19 protein-coding genes and 2 tRNA genes are annotated in these 20,508 nt (G+C 29.3%); 18 read left to right on the top strand and 3 right to left on the bottom strand.

What is annotated here, in order from left to right; all coding sequences use genetic code 11:
• Position 1 precedes the first annotated feature (1 nt).
• Genes bamA through ACNI28_RS00080 form a run of 6 tightly spaced genes read left to right on the top strand, consistent with a single transcriptional unit; the run spans position 2 to position 7,599 of the window.
• The gene (gene bamA, locus ACNI28_RS00105) at positions 2–2,263 is read left to right on the top strand and encodes an outer membrane protein assembly factor BamA (RefSeq protein WP_419764789.1); all 2,262 of its coding nucleotides are present in this window, start codon (positions 2–4) and stop codon (positions 2,261–2,263) included.
• Between the two features lie 18 nt (positions 2,264–2,281).
• Positions 2,282–3,349 (top strand): dehypoxanthine futalosine cyclase, encoded by a 1,068-nt coding sequence (locus ACNI28_RS00100; protein ID WP_419764788.1) that lies wholly within the window; start codon positions 2,282–2,284, stop codon positions 3,347–3,349.
• Positions 3,350–3,401: 52 nt separating this feature from the next.
• Entirely contained in the window at positions 3,402–4,640 is a 1,239-nt protein-coding gene (locus tag ACNI28_RS00095) for a M16 family metallopeptidase (RefSeq protein WP_419764787.1), read from the top strand.
• Between the two features lies 1 nt (position 4,641).
• A complete protein-coding gene (gltX, locus tag ACNI28_RS00090; RefSeq protein ID WP_419764785.1) occupies positions 4,642–5,922 on the top strand; it encodes a glutamate--tRNA ligase in 1,281 nt (426 codons plus the stop codon).
• Positions 5,919–6,197, top strand: a complete 279-nt coding sequence (locus ACNI28_RS00085) for a YggT family protein (protein ID WP_298750751.1) — start codon at positions 5,919–5,921, stop codon at positions 6,195–6,197. The genes gltX and ACNI28_RS00085 overlap by 4 nt, the downstream gene beginning before the upstream one ends.
• A 10-nt stretch (positions 6,198–6,207) precedes the next feature.
• On the top strand, positions 6,208–7,599 hold the full coding sequence (locus ACNI28_RS00080; protein WP_419764784.1) for a transglycosylase SLT domain-containing protein: 1,392 nt from the start codon (positions 6,208–6,210) through the stop codon (positions 7,597–7,599).
• Here ACNI28_RS00080 and ACNI28_RS00075 read toward each other — a convergent pair.
• A complete protein-coding gene (locus tag ACNI28_RS00075; RefSeq protein WP_419764783.1) occupies positions 7,565–8,074 on the bottom strand; it encodes a hypothetical protein in 510 nt (169 codons plus the stop codon). The genes ACNI28_RS00080 and ACNI28_RS00075 overlap by 35 nt on opposite strands.
• Before the next feature lie 78 nt (positions 8,075–8,152).
• Here ACNI28_RS00075 and mobB point away from each other — a divergent pair, with 78 nt between their 5' ends.
• The 5 genes from mobB to ACNI28_RS00050 are packed head-to-tail and all read left to right on the top strand — an operon-like array spanning position 8,153 to position 12,652.
• A complete protein-coding gene (mobB, locus tag ACNI28_RS00070; protein ID WP_419764782.1) occupies positions 8,153–8,656 on the top strand; it encodes a molybdopterin-guanine dinucleotide biosynthesis protein B in 504 nt (167 codons plus the stop codon).
• Complete coding sequence (locus tag ACNI28_RS00065) at positions 8,656–9,501, top strand: class 1 fructose-bisphosphatase (RefSeq protein WP_419764781.1); 846 nt, start codon at positions 8,656–8,658, stop codon at positions 9,499–9,501. Before mobB ends, ACNI28_RS00065 begins: the two co-directional genes overlap by 1 nt.
• Positions 9,491–9,691: a hypothetical protein gene (locus ACNI28_RS00060; RefSeq protein WP_419764780.1), complete on the top strand. Its 201-nt coding sequence runs from the start codon at positions 9,491–9,493 to the stop codon at positions 9,689–9,691. The genes ACNI28_RS00065 and ACNI28_RS00060 overlap by 11 nt, the downstream gene beginning before the upstream one ends.
• A 13-nt stretch (positions 9,692–9,704) precedes the next feature.
• The gene (gene metG, locus ACNI28_RS00055; protein ID WP_419764779.1) at positions 9,705–11,654 is read left to right on the top strand and encodes a methionine--tRNA ligase; all 1,950 of its coding nucleotides are present in this window, start codon (positions 9,705–9,707) and stop codon (positions 11,652–11,654) included.
• A gap of 8 nt (positions 11,655–11,662) precedes the next feature.
• Positions 11,663–12,652 carry a peptidoglycan synthetase gene (locus ACNI28_RS00050; RefSeq protein ID WP_419764778.1) on the top strand — a complete coding sequence of 330 codons (990 nt, stop codon included), beginning with the start codon at positions 11,663–11,665 and terminating at the stop codon, positions 12,650–12,652.
• On the opposite strand, the gene ACNI28_RS00045 is transcribed toward ACNI28_RS00050, so the two are convergent.
• Positions 12,649–13,305, bottom strand: coding sequence for a S24 family peptidase (locus ACNI28_RS00045; RefSeq protein WP_419764776.1), 657 nt, complete (start codon positions 13,303–13,305; stop codon positions 12,649–12,651). The genes ACNI28_RS00050 and ACNI28_RS00045 overlap by 4 nt on opposite strands.
• Before the next feature lie 310 nt (positions 13,306–13,615).
• Here ACNI28_RS00045 and ACNI28_RS00040 point away from each other — a divergent pair, with 310 nt between their 5' ends.
• The 5 genes from ACNI28_RS00040 (at position 13,616) to ACNI28_RS00020 (ending at position 19,185) form a co-directional block, all read left to right on the top strand.
• Positions 13,616–13,864, top strand: a complete 249-nt coding sequence (locus tag ACNI28_RS00040; RefSeq protein WP_419764775.1) for an OadG family protein — start codon at positions 13,616–13,618, stop codon at positions 13,862–13,864.
• A 5-nt stretch (positions 13,865–13,869) separates the two neighbouring features.
• Positions 13,870–15,678, top strand: coding sequence for a biotin/lipoyl-containing protein (locus tag ACNI28_RS00035; protein ID WP_419764774.1), 1,809 nt, complete (start codon positions 13,870–13,872; stop codon positions 15,676–15,678).
• Between the two features lie 20 nt (positions 15,679–15,698).
• Positions 15,699–17,024, top strand: coding sequence for a sodium ion-translocating decarboxylase subunit beta (locus ACNI28_RS00030; protein WP_419764773.1), 1,326 nt, complete (start codon positions 15,699–15,701; stop codon positions 17,022–17,024).
• 21 nt (positions 17,025–17,045) lie between these two features.
• A complete protein-coding gene (pckA, locus tag ACNI28_RS00025) occupies positions 17,046–18,626 on the top strand; it encodes a phosphoenolpyruvate carboxykinase (ATP) (RefSeq protein WP_419764772.1) in 1,581 nt (526 codons plus the stop codon).
• A gap of 64 nt (positions 18,627–18,690) precedes the next feature.
• Positions 18,691–19,185: a hypothetical protein gene (locus ACNI28_RS00020; protein WP_419764771.1), complete on the top strand. Its 495-nt coding sequence runs from the start codon at positions 18,691–18,693 to the stop codon at positions 19,183–19,185.
• 16 nt (positions 19,186–19,201) lie between these two features.
• Here the strand turns inward: ACNI28_RS00020 and ACNI28_RS00015 are convergent, their stop codons facing one another.
• Positions 19,202–20,233, bottom strand: coding sequence for a bifunctional 3,4-dihydroxy-2-butanone 4-phosphate synthase/GTP cyclohydrolase II (locus ACNI28_RS00015; protein WP_419764770.1), 1,032 nt, complete (start codon positions 20,231–20,233; stop codon positions 19,202–19,204).
• Between the two features lie 117 nt (positions 20,234–20,350).
• Between ACNI28_RS00015 and ACNI28_RS00010 the strand changes: the two genes are divergently transcribed.
• Positions 20,351–20,425 (top strand) — tRNA-Gln (locus ACNI28_RS00010).
• Positions 20,426–20,434: 9 nt separating this feature from the next.
• A tRNA-Met gene (locus tag ACNI28_RS00005) sits at positions 20,435–20,508 on the top strand.

Raw genomic sequence — 20,508 nt, 5'->3', positions numbered from 1 at the left:
CGTGAAAAAATCTGCTTTATATACCTCTTTAGTACTTGCTACATTTCTACATGCGCAAGAAATACAGTCTATAAAATATGTAAATTTATCAAAAATCTCTCAAGACATTGCTGATGAAACAACAGAACTTAGAGTTGGTGATGAAATTAATAATAAATCAATAAACAGTGCAATTAAAAAGTTTTATAAGTTTGGGTATTTTGATGATATCTCTGTTAATAACGAAGATGGAAATTTGGAATTTATATTTATAGAAAAACCTTCAATTGCAAATATAGAAATAAACAACTATAAAAGTAGAGATGAAGATAAAGAGGCCTTATCCTCAATGATGGGTATAAAAAAAGGAAATATGTACACAACCTCAAAAATTAAACAAGCAAAAGAAATTTTGTTGAAAAACTTAGAACGAGAAGGTTATGTTAATTCTGTTGTTGAAGTGGAAATAGAAAATTTAGGTCAAGATGCTGTTGCTGTTACTTTTAATGTTAATGTTGGTGATGAAATTATTATCAAAAAAGTAAATTATTATGGTTCAGACAATTTAGATGCAGGTGACTTTGAAGATGTAACTGTAAATAATGAAAAAGATTTCATTTCATGGTGGTTTGGACAAAACAGTGGAGAGGTTAACTTAGAGCAATTAGAAATTGATGGACCAAGAATAAGAGACCAATACTTTAAACAAGGTTATTTAGATTCTGTTATTAAAGATCCATTTTTAAAGATTAACTTTGCTTCTAATGATGCTGTATTAGACTTTTTTATATCAGAAGGTCAACAATACAAAACAAATGATATCAAAATTTATGTTGATGCTTCGATTATTGACCCAGAGAGTTTATATAGTGAACTAAAACTTTCAAAAGATGATATATTTAATATTGAAAAGCTTAGAGAAGATCAAGAGTTCTTAAAAACAAAAGTTGCAGATTTAGGCTATGCTTTTAATCAAGTTGTATATGATATAAAAAAAGATGAAGAAAACGGAACTGCTGATATTGTTTTTAATATAATTCCTGGTAAAAAAGTTTACATTAATGATGTGATTATATCTGGTAATCATAGAACATTAGATAGGGTTATTAGAAGAGATGTATATTTAGCACATGGTGATTTATTTAGTCTAACTGATTTTGAAGATTCAAGAAATAAATTAAAAAGAACTGGATACTTTGATGATGTAACAATTGAGCAAAAAAGAGTTTCAGAAGAGACTATGGATTTAATTGTAAAAGTTAAAGAAGCTCCAACAGGTACTATTAGCTTAGGAGGTGGATATGGTTCTTATGATGGTTTAATGATAAGTGCAGGAATTAATGAAAAAAATGTATTTGGTTCAGGTTTAGGAGTTGGAGTAAATATAGATTTTTCTGAAAAGAATCAAAACTATTCTTTATCATTAACAAATCCAGCAATTTATGATAGTAAATATAATGGAACTGTTGAAGTTCATAATAGAGAAGATGAAATTGACTACTCTGGAACAACTGATGGTGCGTATGAACTATCAAAAGTATCAAATGGTTTTTCAGTTTCAGCAGGAAGAGAGATTGTAAGAAATTTATATGCTGGTGCAAAATATAGATTTGATATGATTGAAGAAAATTATACAGACACGGATACAAGTACAAATACACCACTTCTTTCAACATACAATCAAGATTATATTACAAGTTCAATTACTCCCTATATTAATTTTAATAATACAGATGATTATATGTTACCAAGAAATGGTATAAAAGCAGGAACTTCGTTAGAGTATGCAGGTGTTGGTGGCGATTCTAAATATATGAAAAGTTTAACAAACTTTAAATATTTCCACTCATTAGAAGATTCTATTGATAGTGATTGGATTTTTAGATATAGAGCAAACTTAAACTTTTTAGTTGATAATGGAAAACTTACAAGGGGAGATTCTCTTTATATGGGTGGATCAAAATCTTTAAGAGGATATGAATCTTATGCCTTTGGTCCAGATGATAGTTTAAGAAATAAAACAGTATATAAACAAATGTTTACAAATAGTATAGAGTTGTCATTTCCCTTGGTACCCAAATCAAAAATGAGATGGGGAGTCTTTTATGACTATGGAATGATTGGAAAAGATTCTATGTCCGAAATTCAACGAAGTGGTACCGGTGCTTTATTAGAATGGGTTTCCCCATTTGGACCACTTCAATTTATTTTCTCTCAAGCATTAGATGATGAAGCAGGTGATAAAACATCGTCATTTGAATTTGCTTTAGGGTCATCTTTTTAAAAAATAAAAGAGTAAAAAATGGTTAAAAAAATGAGTATAACAAATAGACTTACTAAAGAAAAGGCATTGGATTTAATTCAAAGCGCCTCTTTAGTTGAGTTAGGGGAAATGGCTACAAAAAGAAAATCTGAGTTACACCCTGAAAAAATAACATCTTTTGTAGTGGATAGAAATATAAACTATACAAATGTTTGTTGGGTAGATTGTAAGTTCTGTGCTTTTTATAGACATGGAAGAGATGGTGATTCATACGTTTTATCACATGGTGAAATAGATGAAAAGATTGAAGAATTACTTGCTATTGGTGGTACTCAAATCCTTATGCAAGGAGGAGTTCATCCAAAGCTAAAAATTGATTATTATGAAGATTTGGTTGAGCATATTCATACAAAATTTCCTCAAATCACCTTGCACTCTTTTTCTGCTATTGAAATAGTATATATTGCAAAAGTATCAAAAATAACAATACTTGAAGTTTTAAAGAGGTTGCAAGCAAAGGGATTAAGTTCTATTCCTGGAGCTGGTGCTGAAATACTAAGTGATAGAGTAAGAGATATTATTGCCCCTAAAAAAATTGATGCAAGCCAATGGTTAGAAGTGCATAGACTTGCCCACTCAATTGGCATGAAAACAACTGCAACTATGATGTTTGGAACAGTTGAAACCAATGAAGAGATTATTGAACATTGGGATTTAATTAGACAGTTACAAGATGAGACTGGTGGATTTAGAGCATTTATTATGTGGTCTTTTCAAAGTGGAAATACAAAGCTTATAGAAGAGTTACCAGATATAAAACCACAGTCTTCAAATAGATATTTAAGACTTTTAGCAGTTTCAAGACTATTTTTAGATAATTTTAAAAATATTCAAAGCTCTTGGGTAACACAAGGAAGTTATATAGGTCAAATGGCACTTAAATTTGGAGCAAATGATCTTGGAAGCACAATGATGGAAGAAAATGTTGTAGCAGCTGCAGGTGCTACAAACTGCATGAATCAAGATGAAATGATTCAATTAATACGTGATGTTGGAGAGAATCCAGCAAAAAGAAATACTGCATATGAGATATTAGAAAGGTTTTAGTTCTAATATGAAAAATATATTATTAATCATAATTTTAATACAAGGATTTTTAATGGGTGCCCAAATTGAGCATATTAAAATAAAAGATACAAATATACCAGTAGTTATTGAAGAACAACACTCATTACCTACATTTAATTTACAATTAGTTTTTAAAAACAGTGGTTCAATAAAAGATAAAGATAAAAATGGACTAGCAACTTTATCTTCTAGGCTTTTAAATGAAGGTACACTAAAAGATGGAAGTACAAGATTTGCTCAAAAATTAGAAAATTTAGCGATTACTTTAAGTGTATCTCATGGTTTTGAGACTTTTGTTATTGAATTATCATCAATAAAAGATGTTTACAGTGATTCTTTAGAACTATTAGCCCAATTACTAAAATCACCTAATTATAAAGCTGAAACGTTAGAAAAAATAAAAACCATATTAACAGGTTCTTTAAAAAGAAAAGAAAATGATTATGACTATGTATCTAGAAATGAATTAAATAAAATACTTTTTAAAGATACTGTATTAGAAAAGCCATCAAATGGGACAATTGAATCTATATCAGAAATCTCATTAGATGATATTAAAGAGTTTATTGACTCAACTTTAGTTTTAGAAAACCTAATTATTGTAGTTGGTGGTGATATAAAATTAAAAGATATGAAAACTAAACTTGAACCTATTTTGACAATTTTACCAAAAGGAAAAGAGTCAAAAATTATAAATGTCGAAGCTTCAAATGAAAAGATAGTAAAAAAGTTAATAAAAGATACTCAACAGGCATATATCTATTTTGGAAGTCCTTTTAATACAAAAGTAAATGATGAGAATAATTATATTGCAAAGGTTGCTTCATTTGTGCTTGGCGGAAGTGGTTTTGGTTCTAGACTTATGGAAGAGATACGTGTAAAAAGAGGTTTAGCCTATAGTGCATATGGACAAATTTCAATTAATAAGTCTCACTCTTATTTTACAGGATATTTACAAACTAAAAATGAATCAGCTGATAGTGCTAAAGAGTTAGTTGTTAAAATAGTTAATGATTTTGTAAAAAATGGCATTACAAAAGATGAATTAAAAGCTGCAAAAAACTTTTTAACAGGAAGTGAGCCATTAAGAGTTGAAACACTAAGTCAAAGATTGAACCGTGCTTTTACCCTTTATTATAGAGGTTTAGAACAAGATTATTCAAAAAATGAGTTAGAAAAAATAGAAAAATTAACATTGAAAGAGATTAATGAGTATATTAAATCTCATAATGAAATAAAAAACTTATCATTTTCAATAGTAAGGAAATAGATTGTTAAGATTTGCACCAAGTCCAACAAAAGATATGGATATAGAAGATATTAGACTTGCTTTATTTAATTATATTGTTTCAAAACAATTAAATGAAGAACTTTTAATAAGAATAGATGATTCTGAAAAAGACAAAAATATTGAAGGAAAAGATAAAGAGATACTAGAACTCTTAACTTTATTTTCAATTGAATATAAAGCAGTTGTATATCAAAGTGAGAATTTAAAATATCATCAAAAAATGGCTATGCAACTTATGGGTCAAAAAAAAGCATTTGCATGTTTTTGTTCTGATGAAAAGTTAAAAGAAATAAAAGATAAAGCAAAAAAAGACGGCAAAGCATATGTCTATGATGGCTTTTGTGAAACTCTATCAGACGAGACTGTTATAAACTGTAATGCACCTTTTACTGTTAGAATTAAAAAACCAGAAGAAGTTATAAAGTTTGTAGATTTATTAAAGGGTGATTCTTCATATGAACCATGGGAAATAGATTCTTTTTTTATATTAAAACATGACAAAACACCTACAAGTAATTATGCTAGTGCGGTAGATGATATGCTTTATGATATATCAACAATCCTTCGTACCCAAGAAGATATTTTAAATACTCCAAAACAAATTCATGTAAGAAATACACTTAATTATACTAAAAACATAGACTATATACATGTTCCAGCAATTATAAGTGATTTGACTGAAGAAAAGAGTAGTATAAAGTGGCTTATTAATGAAGGGTTTTTACCAAGTGCTATTGCCAATTATTTAGTATTATTGGGAAATGAAACATCTAGTGAAATTTTTACTATAGAAGAAGCAATTGAGTGGTTTGATATTAAAAAGATATCAAATTCTACTAGTAAGTTTGATATAGATAAATTGAGATTTATTAATAAAAAACATTTAGAAGAGATTGAGGAAATGAGATTATCTAAAATATTAGGTTTTGCTGACAGTGACATTGGAAAGTTAGGAAAACTCTATTTAGAAGAAGCTAGTACAATAAAAGAGTTAAAAACAAAAATAGATATGATTTTTAGTTCAAAAACTTCTCCTAAGGAGTTTGAGAAAGAATATAAAAAAATAAAAGAGTGTTTAATAAGTGCACCTTTTATTGAAGACTTTGCTGAGTTTAAAATCTATATTTCAAACAATACGGGCTTAGAAGATGAAGCTTTATGTAAACCTTTAAGATATGTTTTAACTGGTGAGAATAAAGGTCCTGATTTATCAGATATTTACCCACTTATTAAAAATTATTTAGGAGAAATTGTAAAATGACAGATGCATTGATAGGCTCAATTGCCACAGTTGTTATGAGTGTTATATTTTTATATAAATGGGTTGTAATTATTTCTGCACTTATTTCTTGGGTTAGACCTGACCCTTATAATCCTATTGTTCAAATGTTATATAGACTAACAGAGCCAGCATATGCACTTATAAGAAGATATATCCCTACTGTTTTTGGTGGTATGGATTTAGCTCCTATGATTTTGATTTTAGTACTTATTTTCCTAGAAACATTTTTAGGAAGATTATTTATGGGTATGTAAGTAGATTAGGATGAGATTAAAGTTTTTAGTACTTTCTTTTCTTCTCACAACTTTTTTATTTTCCGATGAAAACTTATTAAAAAAAGATTTTGACTATTTTATTAAATTAGAAAATAGTCAAAAATCATATGAAAATACCATCTCAATATTAGAAAATATTTCTAATGTAAATAAAATTATTTTTGATGAATATGCAAAAAAGATTGACTATGATGAGACTTTAGCTGTCTTGCAATGTATGAATGCAAGTGCAAAGAGCTTAGTATCTACAAATAGTGATTGTATTGCAGCAGGACTTGATTTAAAAAAAGCATTAACATTAACTCCTTTGGAACTTAATTCAATTATATTAAAGCTTGAGGACAACTATCCTCTTTTAGCAAAAGAGCTAAAAATCATAAACTCCCCTATTCCCTTTACAAAACTTGTTTCATCATCAAAAGATATAATTTATGATTTATATTTAAATGCAACAAATAGTTTTTTATATGATAAGTTAAACTATAGACTACCTAATAAAACTATCCAAAAATTAGAAGATGACAAAAGATTTGAAAAGTTTTTGTCTTTAATTATTTCTAATCCAAAACTTAATTTTTTACAATCAAGTTTTTTAGACTATGATGATTCTAATTCTAATTACAATATTTCATTTAACTTGGCTTTAAATAGAGTTTTAAACAAAAAACTTGATGATCAAACGACAAAATACCTTCAAAATGCACTCTCAAAAGCAAGGGTACAATATGAAAAAGACAAAGTTAACTTTTGGCTTTATTTATTAAATAATGATTCTATTAGTTTGACCTCTTTAAAAGAATCTACAAATTCAAATATTTATACCTTATATATAAAACAACTCTCAAAAAAGGTTATTCAAATAGATGATAGTTTTAAGATCTTAAAATATGACTTTTTAGAAAAGTGTTCAAATGAGAAAAAAATACTCATTAACTCATATGCCAAAACCCTAAGTTTTTTTGATGAAAATAAAATCTCTTTAGAGTTTGATTTAGGTTTAATGCAAATAAATCTAAAAAAAGCTGATGTGATATCTATATTTAATAATCTTGATGCAAAAAGAGATGAACTGTTAATTCCAAGGATAAATATTCTTTATTATTCTTATATTTTAGATGAAGTAAAAGCAGAATTTCCTCATGCTTTAATGCAGTTTTATGCTTATATTTATGATGTAGATTATTTAAAGGATAGATTAAAATTTGACTTATTTAGGATTAAAAATAGATACGAACCTTACCTTAGTCTAGAGCTTTTTGGGAATGAAAGTGCAAAAGAGTTTATTTATAATTATATAATCTATACAAAAATAATTGACAAAAAAGAAATAAGTTTAGAAGAGTTTTTTAAAAACTTATTTCAGCTTTCAAATCTTGATTAAGTCTATATCTTAATAGAAAATTTTCTAAATCTTCACTTTTATCAAATTTGATTAAATAATATTTTGCCCATGGATTTTTAAGAGGTATAGATTCTATTAGTTTTGACTCTTTTTCTATCTCTTTCATCTCTATATAACTTTTTTCATAGTTTTTTTCATCTTCTAATTCTTCTTGCGTATAACTTTGTTTATCTATAGTTATGTTTGGTGTTTCACTTTTTTTATTATTTGCAACATAAACAGAAACTATAAAGTTTTCATAACTATCATCATACTTTTCTTCAACTTCATTTAAATAAGTTGCCGTAAATATCGCAGCTACTTCTTCATCTTTAACTATATCAGCTTTTTTTGTATATTGTAAAGCATTTAAATAAAAGTTATCTTTATCAAAATATTTAGTTATAGAGTAAGAGCTACAGCCACTCAATAAAAGTAAAAAAGTAAATAAAATAATTGATAAAAATTTGTTCATAGAATCTCCATATTTGTATAATAATTTGGTGATTTTACACTAAAGATACTTTAACCATCATTTAGATAAAATCCCCAAATGAAATTAAATACAAAAAAATATTTAGCTGTTGCATTTACAGGACCTTCAAATAGTGGAAAAACTACCTTAGTAGTAAAAGTATCTAGTATCCTACAAGATATGGGCTATAAAGTTTGTATTGTAAAGCATGACCCTAAAGATAAAGCTAGCTTTGATAGGGAAGGAAAAGATTCTTTTAAATTTTTTCAAACAGGAGCAGATGTAGCTGTAGTGGGACCCACAAGAACTACTATGTTTAAACAAGAAACATCTTCTATAGAAGAGATAATAGATATGTTTGGAGAGTTTGATTATCTCTTAGTAGAAGGTCTTAAGACCTTACCACTACCTAGAATTGCAGTCTTTAGAGATAGAATTGAAGAATCATATTTTGAACTAACTGACGTTATTGCAACAGATGAAAGTATAAGTGATATTCCAGAAGGAATGAAAAGATTAGATTTAAATAATCCAGAAGAGATAATCAAATGGATTGAAGAAAATGCGAAAAGAGTAAAATAATGAATGAAATATTTGATGCCATAAAAGAGTCAGCTGTAAAGATTAAACACTTAATAGAAACAGGTGATACTGGAAAAAGTGAACAAGAAAATTCAACTGGGGATACACAACTAAAACTTGATATACAAAGTGATGTGATTATTGAAGAGATATTTGCAAAAGTAAAATCAATAAAAGCAATAGTTAGTGAAGAACAAGAAAGCATTGTAAATCTTCATGATGATGGAAAGTATTTAATTGCTTATGATCCCTTAGATGGTTCTTCTTTAGTTGATGTAAACTTATCAGTTGGTTCTATTTTTGGTATTTATGAAAATGAATTCAATGCTGCTAATATTATAGCTTCTGTTTATGTAGTATTTGGACCTAGAGTTGAAATGGTAGTTACAACAGATGATGTAAAAATGTATAGATTACTAAATAATAAATTTAAATTTATTCAAGATATTAAATTAAATGAAAAAGGAAAATTAAATGCTCCTGGTTCTACTCAGAACTGTTGGGCACCTTTTCATAAACAGCTCATTGATGATATCTTCAATGATGGTTATAGATTAAGATACAGTGGTGGAATGGTTCCTGATCTTCATCAAATACTTCTTAAAGGTGGAGGTTTATTCTCATACCCAGGAACTACTGATAAACCTAAGGGAAAGTTAAGACAGCTTTTTGAAGTATTTCCTTTCGCACTTACTTACGAAAAAGCAGGTGGTGGAGCAGTTGATGGACTTCAGAGAGTTCTAGAAGTTCCTACTACTCATATACATGATACAACTCCTTGTTTCTTTGGTTCAAATGAAGAGATAAATAGAGTTTTAAAAGTTTATAGTGAAAATGGAAAATAATCAAAACAAAAGCCAATGGGATGATGCGTTAGAAGAACAAATCATTGGATTAAATGAGTGCCAAAAATCTTACAACTTGGATTCTTGTACTCCTTGTGAGAAGTTTTTTGATTGTGAAATAAGAAAAAAATATGTTATTGCCGTGTATGAATCTATGAACAAAGGTTCTACAGGTGGATTTGAATTTTAATTAAAGGTAAAAAATGAATTGTCATAAAAATGTTTATATTACTACTCCAATTTATTATGTGAATGATGTTGCGCATATAGGACATGCGTATACTACTATTATTGCAGATATGTTGGCTAGATACTCAAGATTAACTGGTAGAAAAACTTTTCTTCTTACTGGTACTGATGAACATGGACAAAAAATCGAAGAGAGTGCAAAAATTAGAGGTAAAACTTCTAAAGAGTACGCAGATGAAGTTTCTGGTAAGTTTAAAGCCTTATGGGATGATTTTGATATTACATATGATAAGTTTATAAGAACAACTGATGAAGAGCATAAAACTGGCGTTCAATTTGCTTTTGAAAAAATGTATAACAAAGGTGACATTTACAAGGGTGAATATGAAGGATATTATTGTGTATCATGTGAGACATTCTTTACTGAAAAACAACTAATTGAAAATGAGTTTTGCCCAGACTGTGGAAAACCTACAAATATAGTAAAAGAAGAGAGTTATTTCTTTAAATTATCTGCCTATGAAGATAAACTGCTAAAATGGTATGAAGAGAATCCTGACTGTATTTTACCTCGTTCTAAAAAGAATGAAATTATCAATTTTGTAAAAAGTGGATTAAGAGATTTATCTATTTCAAGAACATCATTTGATTGGGGTGTAAAATTGCCAGAATCATTAAATGAACCAAAACATGTAATGTATGTATGGTTAGATGCTCTTATGAATTATATTACTGCATTAGGATATGGAACAGATGATAAAAACATGGAGTTTTGGCCTGCAAATGTTCATTTGGTTGGAAAAGATATTTTAAGATTTCATGCCATTTATTGGCCAGCTTTTTTAATGTCTTTAGACTTACCATTGCCAAAACATATAGCAGCTCATGGTTGGTGGACAAGAGATGGCGATAAAATGTCTAAATCAAAAGGAAATGTAGTAAACCCTAAAGAAGTAGCGGATGCTTATGGTCTTGATGCTTTTAGGTATTTTATGCTTAGAGAAGTTCCATTTGGACAAGATGGAGATTTTTCTCAAAAAGCCTTAATGGATAGAATTAATTCTGATTTAGGAAATGATTTAGGAAACTTACTTAATAGAATCATTGGAATGAGTGGAAAATACTTTGAATACAAAGTTACTTCAAAAGATGTAGCAAAATTTCATAAAAAAGAGTTAGATGAAGTAAATGAGATTTTAGATGGTGTTGAAAACTATGTTTATAATATGCAGTTAAATAGATATCTTGAAGAGATTTGGAAAGTATTAACAATTGCAAATAAAGCCATTGGTGATTATGAGCCATGGACTAAAATGAAAGAAGAAAAAGTTGATGAAGCTATGGCTTTAGTAGCTTTAATCACAAATATTATGGCACGAGTTGCCCTACTTTTAGATTCTGTAATGCCAGAAAAGATTTCTAAAATTGCTCAATCAATTGGTTTAGAAATAAATAGTGAAAACTTTACAAATATAGTTATAAACAAAGAGTTACTTCCTGATGTTACTATTACAAAAATAGAACAACTATTTCCAAGAATTGAAGAGATTTTACTGGAACAAGCTTCACCAGCAACTGTAAGTACACAACCAGTAAAAAAAGAAGTTGAAAAAACTGAAGAGATAGTTGAAGAAGATAATTTAATTACAATTGACAAGTTTTTTGAAACAACTTTAAGAATTGGTACAATTGTAGAGGCCGAAGAAGTTCCAAAATCAAAAAAACTATTAAAACTTCAAGTTGATTTAGGAGAAGGAAGAAATAGACAAATACTAGCTGGTATAAAAGAGTCTTATTCTGCCCAAGAGCTTGTTGGAACACAAGCTTGTGTTGTGGCAAACCTAAAACCAGCGAAACTTATGGGAATGATTAGTGAAGGTATGCTTCTAGCTGCTCGTGATGAAAATGGTTTAAATCTTGTTCGTCCTGAAAAACCAAAAGTTTCTGGAACGAAAATCTCTTAAGAAATATTGTGAATATTTCTTCTGTCATTGATATTATAGATGGGAAGTTACAAAACTCTCCATCTGTCTCTTTTATATATAATATTAAAACTGATGCAAAAAAAGTCATAGAAGGTGATTTATATTTAGCTAAAAATATAAAAGATACTCAAACTGCCATAAAAAATGGAGCCTTTGCAATAGTTCATGACTTTGAAATAGAGGTTTTAGATAATGAAATAGCATGGATAAGGGTTAATTCACTTGAAGAAACTCTTATTAAGTTATTTAGATTTAAGTTTTCAACTTTTAATTTAGAAGTTTATTATTGTGATAAAGTTACTTTTGATTTGATAAATATATACAAGGCTCTGAATAAAAAAATAAAAATGATTTTTTCAAACTTAGAGTCTTGCGTAAAAATTATTGAAAATATAAATGAAGATGAGATATTTATTTGTTCAAATGAAGAGCTTATTAAGAGTATATACCCAAACTATAAACCTTTTTCTAAACAAACGTACAAAATAAACAACCTAATAGAACACTCTTTATTTGAAACTTCATTTTCATATAAAGAAATATTTTTTCATAAATTAAAGCTATCATCTTTATATATAAATCAATTTTTAGATGTTTATAACTTTTTTAATTTAGAATTAGATTTACAAAAACTTATGAAGCTTAACCATTTTAAGCCAATATTTGTAGATAAGTATTTAAATATTATTGATTTTGGAAGAAGTAATAAAGTTATAATCTGTCAAAAAAACTTAGAATTAATATTAGACGAAATAAAATATTTAGAAGAGAAATATAAATATGGCAAAACTATATTTATAACTCCTTTATTTATAGAAAACTTCAATCAACAACAAATTATATTAGAAGATATAGGGAACTTGAAGAAGGTTCTAAAAAACGAATATTTCAATGCACTTTATATTATAGGTTATGATAAATCTAAAATTGAAGATACATTAAAACTATCATCAAATGAAACTTCGGAGCTCTTTTAAAACACCATTCCAAAAGAGCCTACAACTTTTCCTAAAACTTGGAGTTCATCACTAGCCATAACTTGTACAGGATAATCTTTATTATCTGAAATAATATCAAGTTTTCCATCAACTCTTTTTTGCATTCTCTTTACAAAAAGTCCATGATTTGTAGTAAAGGCATATATCCCATCTCTAAATCCATTTTTTATTGATTTATCCACAAATATAATATTATTTGAGTTTAAGGTAGGCTCCATAGAATCACCTATTACATTAATAGCTTCAATATTTTTTAGATTTTGTTCACCGCCTAACATATTAATAAAATAAGGTGGTACTTCTAGTTTCTCATAGTTATCTTCACTATCATAAGCACCCCCACCTGCACTAACAGAAATTTCAGGAAAATATTTAATCCAATACTTATCTGTCGAGTCAACTAGTGAACCAGGATTTTGATTATATAAAAGCCAATTTATAGAGATTTTCTTAATGGCACAAAAATCTAATATATTTGAAAAAGGTATTTTACTTCTATTTTTCATAGTTGCAAAGTTTGCTTGAGTTAGACTTAAAGCATCAGCAACATCTTTATCAAAAATCTTGCCTTTGATACCATCAGTACTTAAAACATCTTTCAGGCGCTCAATTATCTCATTTACAAGTAACATTTTATCTCCTTTTTTGTAATTATATTACAAAATGAAATATTTTTCAATACTTTTTCAAAAAAATACTAAAATTTGAAATATTATTTAGGAGAAGACCATGCAAACAATCATTATAGATACAAAATCATCAATATCAAGAGCTATTAAAAAAATAGACTATTTATTATACAAATATGGTAATAAAATATTGTAAATATGTACAAAAAATGTAAATTTCAAAATTTTATAAAAAATATTAGTAAAATTAATTTTAACAAAGGAAAATTACTATAAAATTGAGTTTGAATTCGGTGTTTTGACGGAGAAATATATGGAAACAAACTTAGTCATGGAAGCATTTAAATTTATGGTTTTGGGTATGGGAATCGTTTTCTCTTTCCTTATTATCATGGTTTTTGCTCTAAAAGCTCAAGCAGCGCTTATTGGGAAATTTTTTCCTGAAAAAGACAATATTAAGACTGCAAAAAAAGTTCAACCTAGTGTTGCAACATCTGATACTGCTAAAAAGATTGCTGCAATTTCTGCAGTTATTCAACATCACAATAATCAAAAAGGTTAATTTTAATGTCAAAAAAATATATTGATATAATGGATACCACTTTTAGGGATGGTTTCCAATCAGTTTTTGGTGGACGTGTTTTAATGAATGACTTTTTTCCAGCTGTTGAAGCTGCAAAAGAGGCAGGTATAAATCACTTTGAGTTTGGTGGAGGAGCTAGATTTCAATCTTTATTCTTCTATTTACAAGAAAATGCATTTGATATGATGGACAAGTTTAGAGAAATTGTTGGTCCTGATGCAAACTTACAAACTCTAGCCCGTGGTATTAATACTGTTATGTTAGATACAGGTTCAAGAGATCTTATTGATTTACATGCAAAAATGTTTGCAAAACATGGAACTACGACAATTAGAAACTTTGATGCTTTAAATGATGTTCAAAATCTTGAATATTCTGCTGAATGTATTAAAAAATATGGTTTAAATCATGAAGTTGTTGTTACACTTATGGATTTACCTCCAGGCTGTACAGGAGCACATGATGTACCTTTTTATGAAAAAACACTAAGACAAATCTTAGATAGTGGAGTTCCTTATGATTCAATCTGTTTTAAAGATGCTTCAGGAACTTCTTCTCCACAAAAAATATTTGATACTATTAAAATGGCAAGAAAACTTGTAGGAAATGATACACATATTAGACTTCATACTCATGAAACTGCTGGGGTTAGTATTGCTTGTTATTTAGCCGCACTTGATGCAGGTGCTGATGGTATTGATTTAGCAGCAAGTCCAGTATCCGGTGGTACTAGTCAACCTGATATTCTAACTATGATGCATGCTGTTAAGGGAATGAATTATGACCTTGGTGGTTTAGAAATAGATAAAATCTTAAAATACGAAGAAGTTTTAAATGATTGTTTAAAAGACTATTTCATGCCACCTGAAGCTACACAAGTTTCACCTTTAATTCCTTTCTCACCAATGCCAGGTGGTGCATTGACTGCAAATACTCAAATGATGAGAGACAATGGCACTTTACATAAGTTCCCAGAAGTTATAAAAGCTATGAGAGAAGTTGTGGAAAAAGGTGGATACGGTACATCAGTAACTCCTGTTTCTCAATTTTATTGGCAACAAGCATATGCAAATGTTATGTTTGGACCATGGAAACAAATAGCTCCAGGTTATGGGAAAATGGTACTTGGATACTTTGGTAAAACTCCAGTTGAACCTGACTCTGAAATTGTTGCCCTTGCTTCTGAGAAGTTAAAATTAGAGCCAACTAAAGAAAACCCTTTAGATATTTCAGATAGAGATGAAAAGAAAACTATGAAATACTGGGAAAACAGATTAACAGAAGAAGGTGTTGAAATAAGTGATGAAAATATCTTTATAGCAGCAGCTTGTGATGAAAAAGGTATTTCATTTTTAAAAGGAAATAGTCCTTTAAGTGTTAGAAAAACTAATACAGATATTTGTGAAGATGATAAAGATTGTAAATTAGGAGAAGATAAAGTTATGAGTAATGCAACTGGAAACTATACAGTAGTGGTAGATGGGCAAAAATTTAATGTAACAGTAGCTGAAGGAAATGCAGATATTCAAGTTACACCAGTGCAAACATCAGCAGAACCTGCAGCACCAGTAAGTGGTGAAGGTGTTGAAGTTGGAGCAACGGTTAGTGGAAATGTTTGGAAAATAACTAAAAATGTTGGTGATAAAGTTGCAAAAGGTGAAGTTATTGCTATTTTAGAAGCTATGAAAATGGAAATTGATGTTGAAGCACCAGCTGATGGTACTATTAAGTCTTTCCTAGTTAAGCAAAGTGAAGCAGTTGAAGAAGGGCAAGTAATTGCCGTAATTGGTTAATAGTTAAATTGGAGAAATTTATGAATAAAAAATTAATCGCTTCTTTGCTAATTTCATTTTTATGTATGTTTAGCATTAATGCTTTTGCTTCTAGTACTACTCATGAAAATGTAAAAGTTGAAGAAGTAAAACATGAATATAAAGCAAAAACTTTAAATGAGTTGGTTGAGTCATTTTATAGAACGACAGGAATTAACTCTTTTTTAAATCCAAGTGATGATGTAATGACTTCAGAAGCTCATGCTGAAGATGCTAGACCGATGACAACATTTGAACAAACCTTTGGTAGATTGATTATGTTTACTGTATGTTTTGTTCTATTTTATTTAGCAATAGCAAAAGGTTTTGAGCCATTGCTTTTACTTCCAATTGCATTTGGTGGATTATTAGCAAATATTCCACTTGCTGGTATTGGTGGAGAAAATGGGATGCTTGGGATTATTTATAATATGGGAATTGCAAATGGATTCTTCCCTTTACTTATTTTTATGGGTGTAGGTGCAATGACAGACTTTACTCCCCTTTTAGCTAATCCAAAAGCAGCTCTTCTTGGTGGTGCAGCACAATTTGGAATCTTTGGTTCTCTTGTTGGTGCTGTTGCTATTGGTTTTGATTTACAAAGTGCTTCTGCTATTTCTATTATTGGTGGTGCAGATGGTCCAACATCAATCTTTATTGCTAATAGACTTGCTCCTGAATTACTAGGGGCAATTGCTGTTGCAGCTTATTCATATATGGCACTTGTGCCAGTAATTCAACCTCCTATTATGAAAGCTTTAACATCAGAAGCAGAGAGAAGAATTAAAATGCCTAAATTAAGAAAAGTACATAAACTAGAAAAACTTTTCTTACCAATACTTATTTTAATGATGGCTATTATATTATTACCAGAGTCAACTCCTCTTATTGGAGCCTTTGCATTTGGGAATTTCTTAAAACAATCAGGAGTTGTTGAGAGACTTTCTGATACAATGCAAAATTCTTTAATCAATATTGTAACTATCTTCTTAGGTTTAGGAGTTGGTTCAAAATTAGCAGCGGATAAATTCCTTGTATTAGATACATTAGGAATTATGGTTATTGGATTATTAGCATTTTCTGCAGGTACTGCAGCAGGTGTTATTATGGCTAAAGTTATGAATAAAGTTAGCTCAGAAGATAATCAAATTAATCCGTTGATTGGAGCTGCAGGTGTAAGTGCTGTGCCAATGGCAGCTAGAGTTGTTAGTAAAGTTGGTCAAGAATATGACAAATCAAATGTATTGTTAATGCATGCGATGGGTCCAAATGTTGCTGGTGTTATTGGGTCCGCAGTGGCCGCCGGTGTACTATTATCAATATTTTAATTTATTAGGAAAAAAAGAATAATGTCTGATATTAAGAGCCAATTAGGTTTAGAAAACGTTCAAACTGTATACAGAAATAGTGATGTAGATTTATTAATTGATCATGCAGTAAAAAATGAAGGTGCAAAAATATCTTCAACTGGTGCTTTAATGATAGATACTGGTATTTTTACTGGTAGAAGTCCAAAAGATAAATTTTTTGTAAATCAAGATCCTTCAAACAAATATATAGCTTGGGGTGATATAAATAGAGCAGTAACAAGAGATGTTTATGATGACTTGTTAAAAACAGCTAAAAAACAATTGAGTAATAAAGATTTATTTGTTACTGATGTATATTGTGGAGCATCTGCTGACTCAAGAAGATCAGCAAGATTCATTACAGAAATTGCATGGCAAGCAAACTTTATTCAAAATATGTTTATTATGCCTGAAGAGTCAGAATTAAATGAATTTACTCCTCAATTTACTGTGTATAATGCTTGTAAAACAATAGATAAATCTTATGTAAGCCATGAACTTCATTCTGAAGTTTTTGTGGTTTTTAATGTAGAGGAAAATATCGCTATTATTGGTGGTACTTGGTATGCTGGTGAGATGAAAAAAGGTCTTTTTTCTATGATGAATTATTGGCTTCCATTAGAGAAAAAACTTCCAATGCATTGTTCTGCAAATATTGGTGAAGATGGGGATACAGCATTATTCTTTGGTTTAAGTGGAACAGGAAAAACAACACTTTCAACTGACCCTAAAAGAGCTTTAATCGGTGATGATGAACATGGTTGGGATGATAGTGGAGTTTTCAACTTTGAAGGTGGATGTTATGCTAAAGTAATCAATTTATCAGCAGAACATGAGCCAGAAATTTACGGTGCTATTAAAAAAGGTGCAATATTAGAAAATGTTGTATATGATGATAACGGTGTAGTAGATTTTGAAGATGGAAGTAAAACTGAAAATACAAGAGTTTCTTATCCTTTGAGTCATATTGAAAATCATACACCTGATATGAAAGGTGGACATCCAAAGAATATTATTTTCTTATGTGCAGATGCGTTTGGAGTTTTACCTCCAGTTGCAAAACTTACTAAACAACAAGCAATGTACTACTTTTTGAGCGGATATACAGCAAAGGTTGCAGGTACTGAAAGAGGTATTACAGAGCCTGTTGCAACATTTAGTTCATGTTTTGGTGAAGCATTTCTACCATTAAATCCAACTATTTATGCTGCACTTCTAGGAGATAAAATCGATGAACATCAAGTAAATGTTTATCTAGTAAATACAGGATGGACTGGTGGTCCTTATGGTATTGGTACTAGAATGAGTATTAAAAATACTAGAGCTTGTATTAATGGTATTTTAGATGGCTCAATTAATAACAGTGAATTTGAAACTCTTCCAATATTTAACTTATCTATTCCAAAAACACTTGATGGTGTAGAAACAAAAGTATTAAATCCAAGAAATACTTGGGAAGATACAGAAGCATATGATGAAACAACAAAAAAACTTGCTTCTATGTATGTTAAAAACTTTAAAAAATATTTGACATTAGAGAGTGACTATGACTTTACAGGTGCTGGTCCGCAACTTTACTAAGTGATAATTGGTATTATAAAAAAGGGGTGAATTTATTCACCCCTTTTTTTATTTAAGGGAAGTTATGAAAATACAAGAGTTTTTAAAAAATATTGAAAACAGTTGTTCAAAAATAGCATATTTTTGTGTTATTCATATGTTTGAAAAAGAATTTGATATTGAAAAAGATAGTTTAGATAAAGAAATAATAAAAGAGTTTCTTATAGACTATAATAATTATGATAAGTTTTTGAATGATTATGCTGGAGTTATTTATAAAAAATTTGAATCATCAAATGATGAAGTTTATAATGAAATTTGCAAGTTTTTAGATGTAAATCCTGATAATAAGTATCTTTTTTCTCATAGATTAAAAAGAATATCAAATCAAAATCCAATGAAATACTTAAATATAGAAGATGAAGATCTTCGTAAAGCTGCAATTTCTAGACTTGAAGATAAAATAAATACTATAGAATCATCTTTATATTATAAAGAAAATAAAGAAGTGGCTTTTAAAGAGATTGAAAAAATTAAAAAATCAATTGATATAGTCAAAATAGCAACGGGAGTAAGATAAGCTAACTCCCCTACTTTTATCCCTCTATTTGAATCTCTTCTATTATTTCAAGTCCAAAACCTGTCAATCCAACAAAAGAGTGTTTTCCTCCACTTGTTAAAAGTTTTATTTTCTTTATATCAAATAGATTTAGTATCTGTGCTCCAATACCATAATCTTTCCTTGACTCTAAATGCTTCATATTTTCATCAAGAAAAATCAAAATACCATTTTTTGCTTGTAGGAAATTAATTGATTTTAACATTGAGTTTATCTTATTGTCATTTAGAAATAGTTTTATATCAGGTATTACTGTATGGAACTTTACATGAGTAGTCTCTTCAAAGTCGCCAAATATAATAGCTGTATGAATATTGTCCAAATGATCTTTAAACTCTTTTTTTATGACACTTTTTCCAAAGAACTCTATATTTGATGAAGATACTTCTTCTACTAATATCTCATGTGATAGTCTATACTCTACTAAATCGGATATATATATTTGTTTCATATCATATTTTTGAGCAAAAATGTCTAAATCATCACGTCTAGCCATTGTTCCATCTTCTTTCATTATTTCACAAATGACTGCTTCACCATTGAATCCTGCTAATTTACATAAGTCAATAGAACCTTCTGTATGTCCAGTTCTAACTAATACTCCTCCATCTTTTGCAATAAGTGGGAAAATATGCCCAGGTTTAACTAACTCTTTTGTATTACTTACTGGATTTGCTAAGATTCTAATAGTATCATCTCTTTCCCCTGCACTAATTCCAGTACTTGCACTTGCAGCATCAACTGAAATTGTAAATGCTGTTTCATATGATGATGTATTTGAAGCAACCATAGGGTTTAGTTCTAATCTATTTGCAGTATTTTTTGTAACTGATACACAAATTAGTCCTTTTGCATGGCTTGCCATGAAATTAACTTTTTGGGAAGTTGATAGGGCTGCAGCATAAACTAAATCACCCTCATTTTCTCTATCCTCGTCATCTAACATGATTACCATGTTACCTTTTCTTATCTCTTCTATAGCTTCTTGTACTCTTTTAATTGCTGACATTATAAATCTCTTTTAACTGTTTTAATATTTAAATTTATTATATCAAAATATACAAAATTAAATATAAAGTATCTTGACAGAAAATGATTTTTTTACTATAATTCGACGATTAAACATTGGGGTATCGCCAAGCGGTAAGGCCTCGGCTTTTGGTGCCGATATTCGCAGGTTCGAATCCTGCTACCCCATCCATCTAATAATCGCGGAATAGAGCAGTTCGGTAGCTCGTCGGGCTCATAACCCGAAGGTCGTAGGTTCAAATCCTGCTTCCGCAA

The organism is Arcobacter denitrificans (SeqCode), from assembly GCF_048571185.1.
In the GTDB taxonomy this organism is placed as follows: domain Bacteria; phylum Campylobacterota; class Campylobacteria; order Campylobacterales; family Arcobacteraceae; genus Arcobacter; species Arcobacter denitrificans.
This window is presented reverse-complemented; position numbering and strand designations above follow the sequence as displayed.

Excerpts from the sequence above, each read along its gene's own strand:
- ACNI28_RS00040 (WP_419764775.1), top strand. The coding sequence starts at position 13,616 with ATGGAAACAAACTTAGTCATGGAAGCATTTAAATTTATGGTTTTGGGT.
- ACNI28_RS00065 (WP_419764781.1), top strand. The coding sequence starts at position 8,656 with ATGAATGAAATATTTGATGCCATAAAAGAGTCAGCTGTAAAGATTAAA.
- ACNI28_RS00015 (WP_419764770.1), bottom strand. The coding sequence starts at position 20,233 with ATGTCAGCAATTAAAAGAGTACAAGAAGCTATAGAAGAGATAAGAAAA.
- ACNI28_RS00080 (WP_419764784.1), top strand. The coding sequence starts at position 6,208 with ATGAGATTAAAGTTTTTAGTACTTTCTTTTCTTCTCACAACTTTTTTA.
- ACNI28_RS00095 (WP_419764787.1), top strand. The coding sequence starts at position 3,402 with ATGGGTGCCCAAATTGAGCATATTAAAATAAAAGATACAAATATACCA.
- metG (WP_419764779.1), top strand. The coding sequence starts at position 9,705 with ATGAATTGTCATAAAAATGTTTATATTACTACTCCAATTTATTATGTG.
- ACNI28_RS00060 (WP_419764780.1), top strand. The coding sequence starts at position 9,491 with ATGGAAAATAATCAAAACAAAAGCCAATGGGATGATGCGTTAGAAGAA.
- ACNI28_RS00030 (WP_419764773.1), top strand. The coding sequence starts at position 15,699 with ATGAATAAAAAATTAATCGCTTCTTTGCTAATTTCATTTTTATGTATG.
- mobB (WP_419764782.1), top strand. The coding sequence starts at position 8,153 with ATGAAATTAAATACAAAAAAATATTTAGCTGTTGCATTTACAGGACCT.
- ACNI28_RS00020 (WP_419764771.1), top strand. The coding sequence starts at position 18,691 with ATGAAAATACAAGAGTTTTTAAAAAATATTGAAAACAGTTGTTCAAAA.
- ACNI28_RS00100 (WP_419764788.1), top strand. The coding sequence starts at position 2,282 with ATGGTTAAAAAAATGAGTATAACAAATAGACTTACTAAAGAAAAGGCA.
- ACNI28_RS00085 (WP_298750751.1), top strand. The coding sequence starts at position 5,919 with ATGACAGATGCATTGATAGGCTCAATTGCCACAGTTGTTATGAGTGTT.
- pckA (WP_419764772.1), top strand. The coding sequence starts at position 17,046 with ATGTCTGATATTAAGAGCCAATTAGGTTTAGAAAACGTTCAAACTGTA.
- ACNI28_RS00075 (WP_419764783.1), bottom strand. The coding sequence starts at position 8,074 with ATGAACAAATTTTTATCAATTATTTTATTTACTTTTTTACTTTTATTG.
- ACNI28_RS00035 (WP_419764774.1), top strand. The coding sequence starts at position 13,870 with ATGTCAAAAAAATATATTGATATAATGGATACCACTTTTAGGGATGGT.
- ACNI28_RS00045 (WP_419764776.1), bottom strand. The coding sequence starts at position 13,305 with ATGTTACTTGTAAATGAGATAATTGAGCGCCTGAAAGATGTTTTAAGT.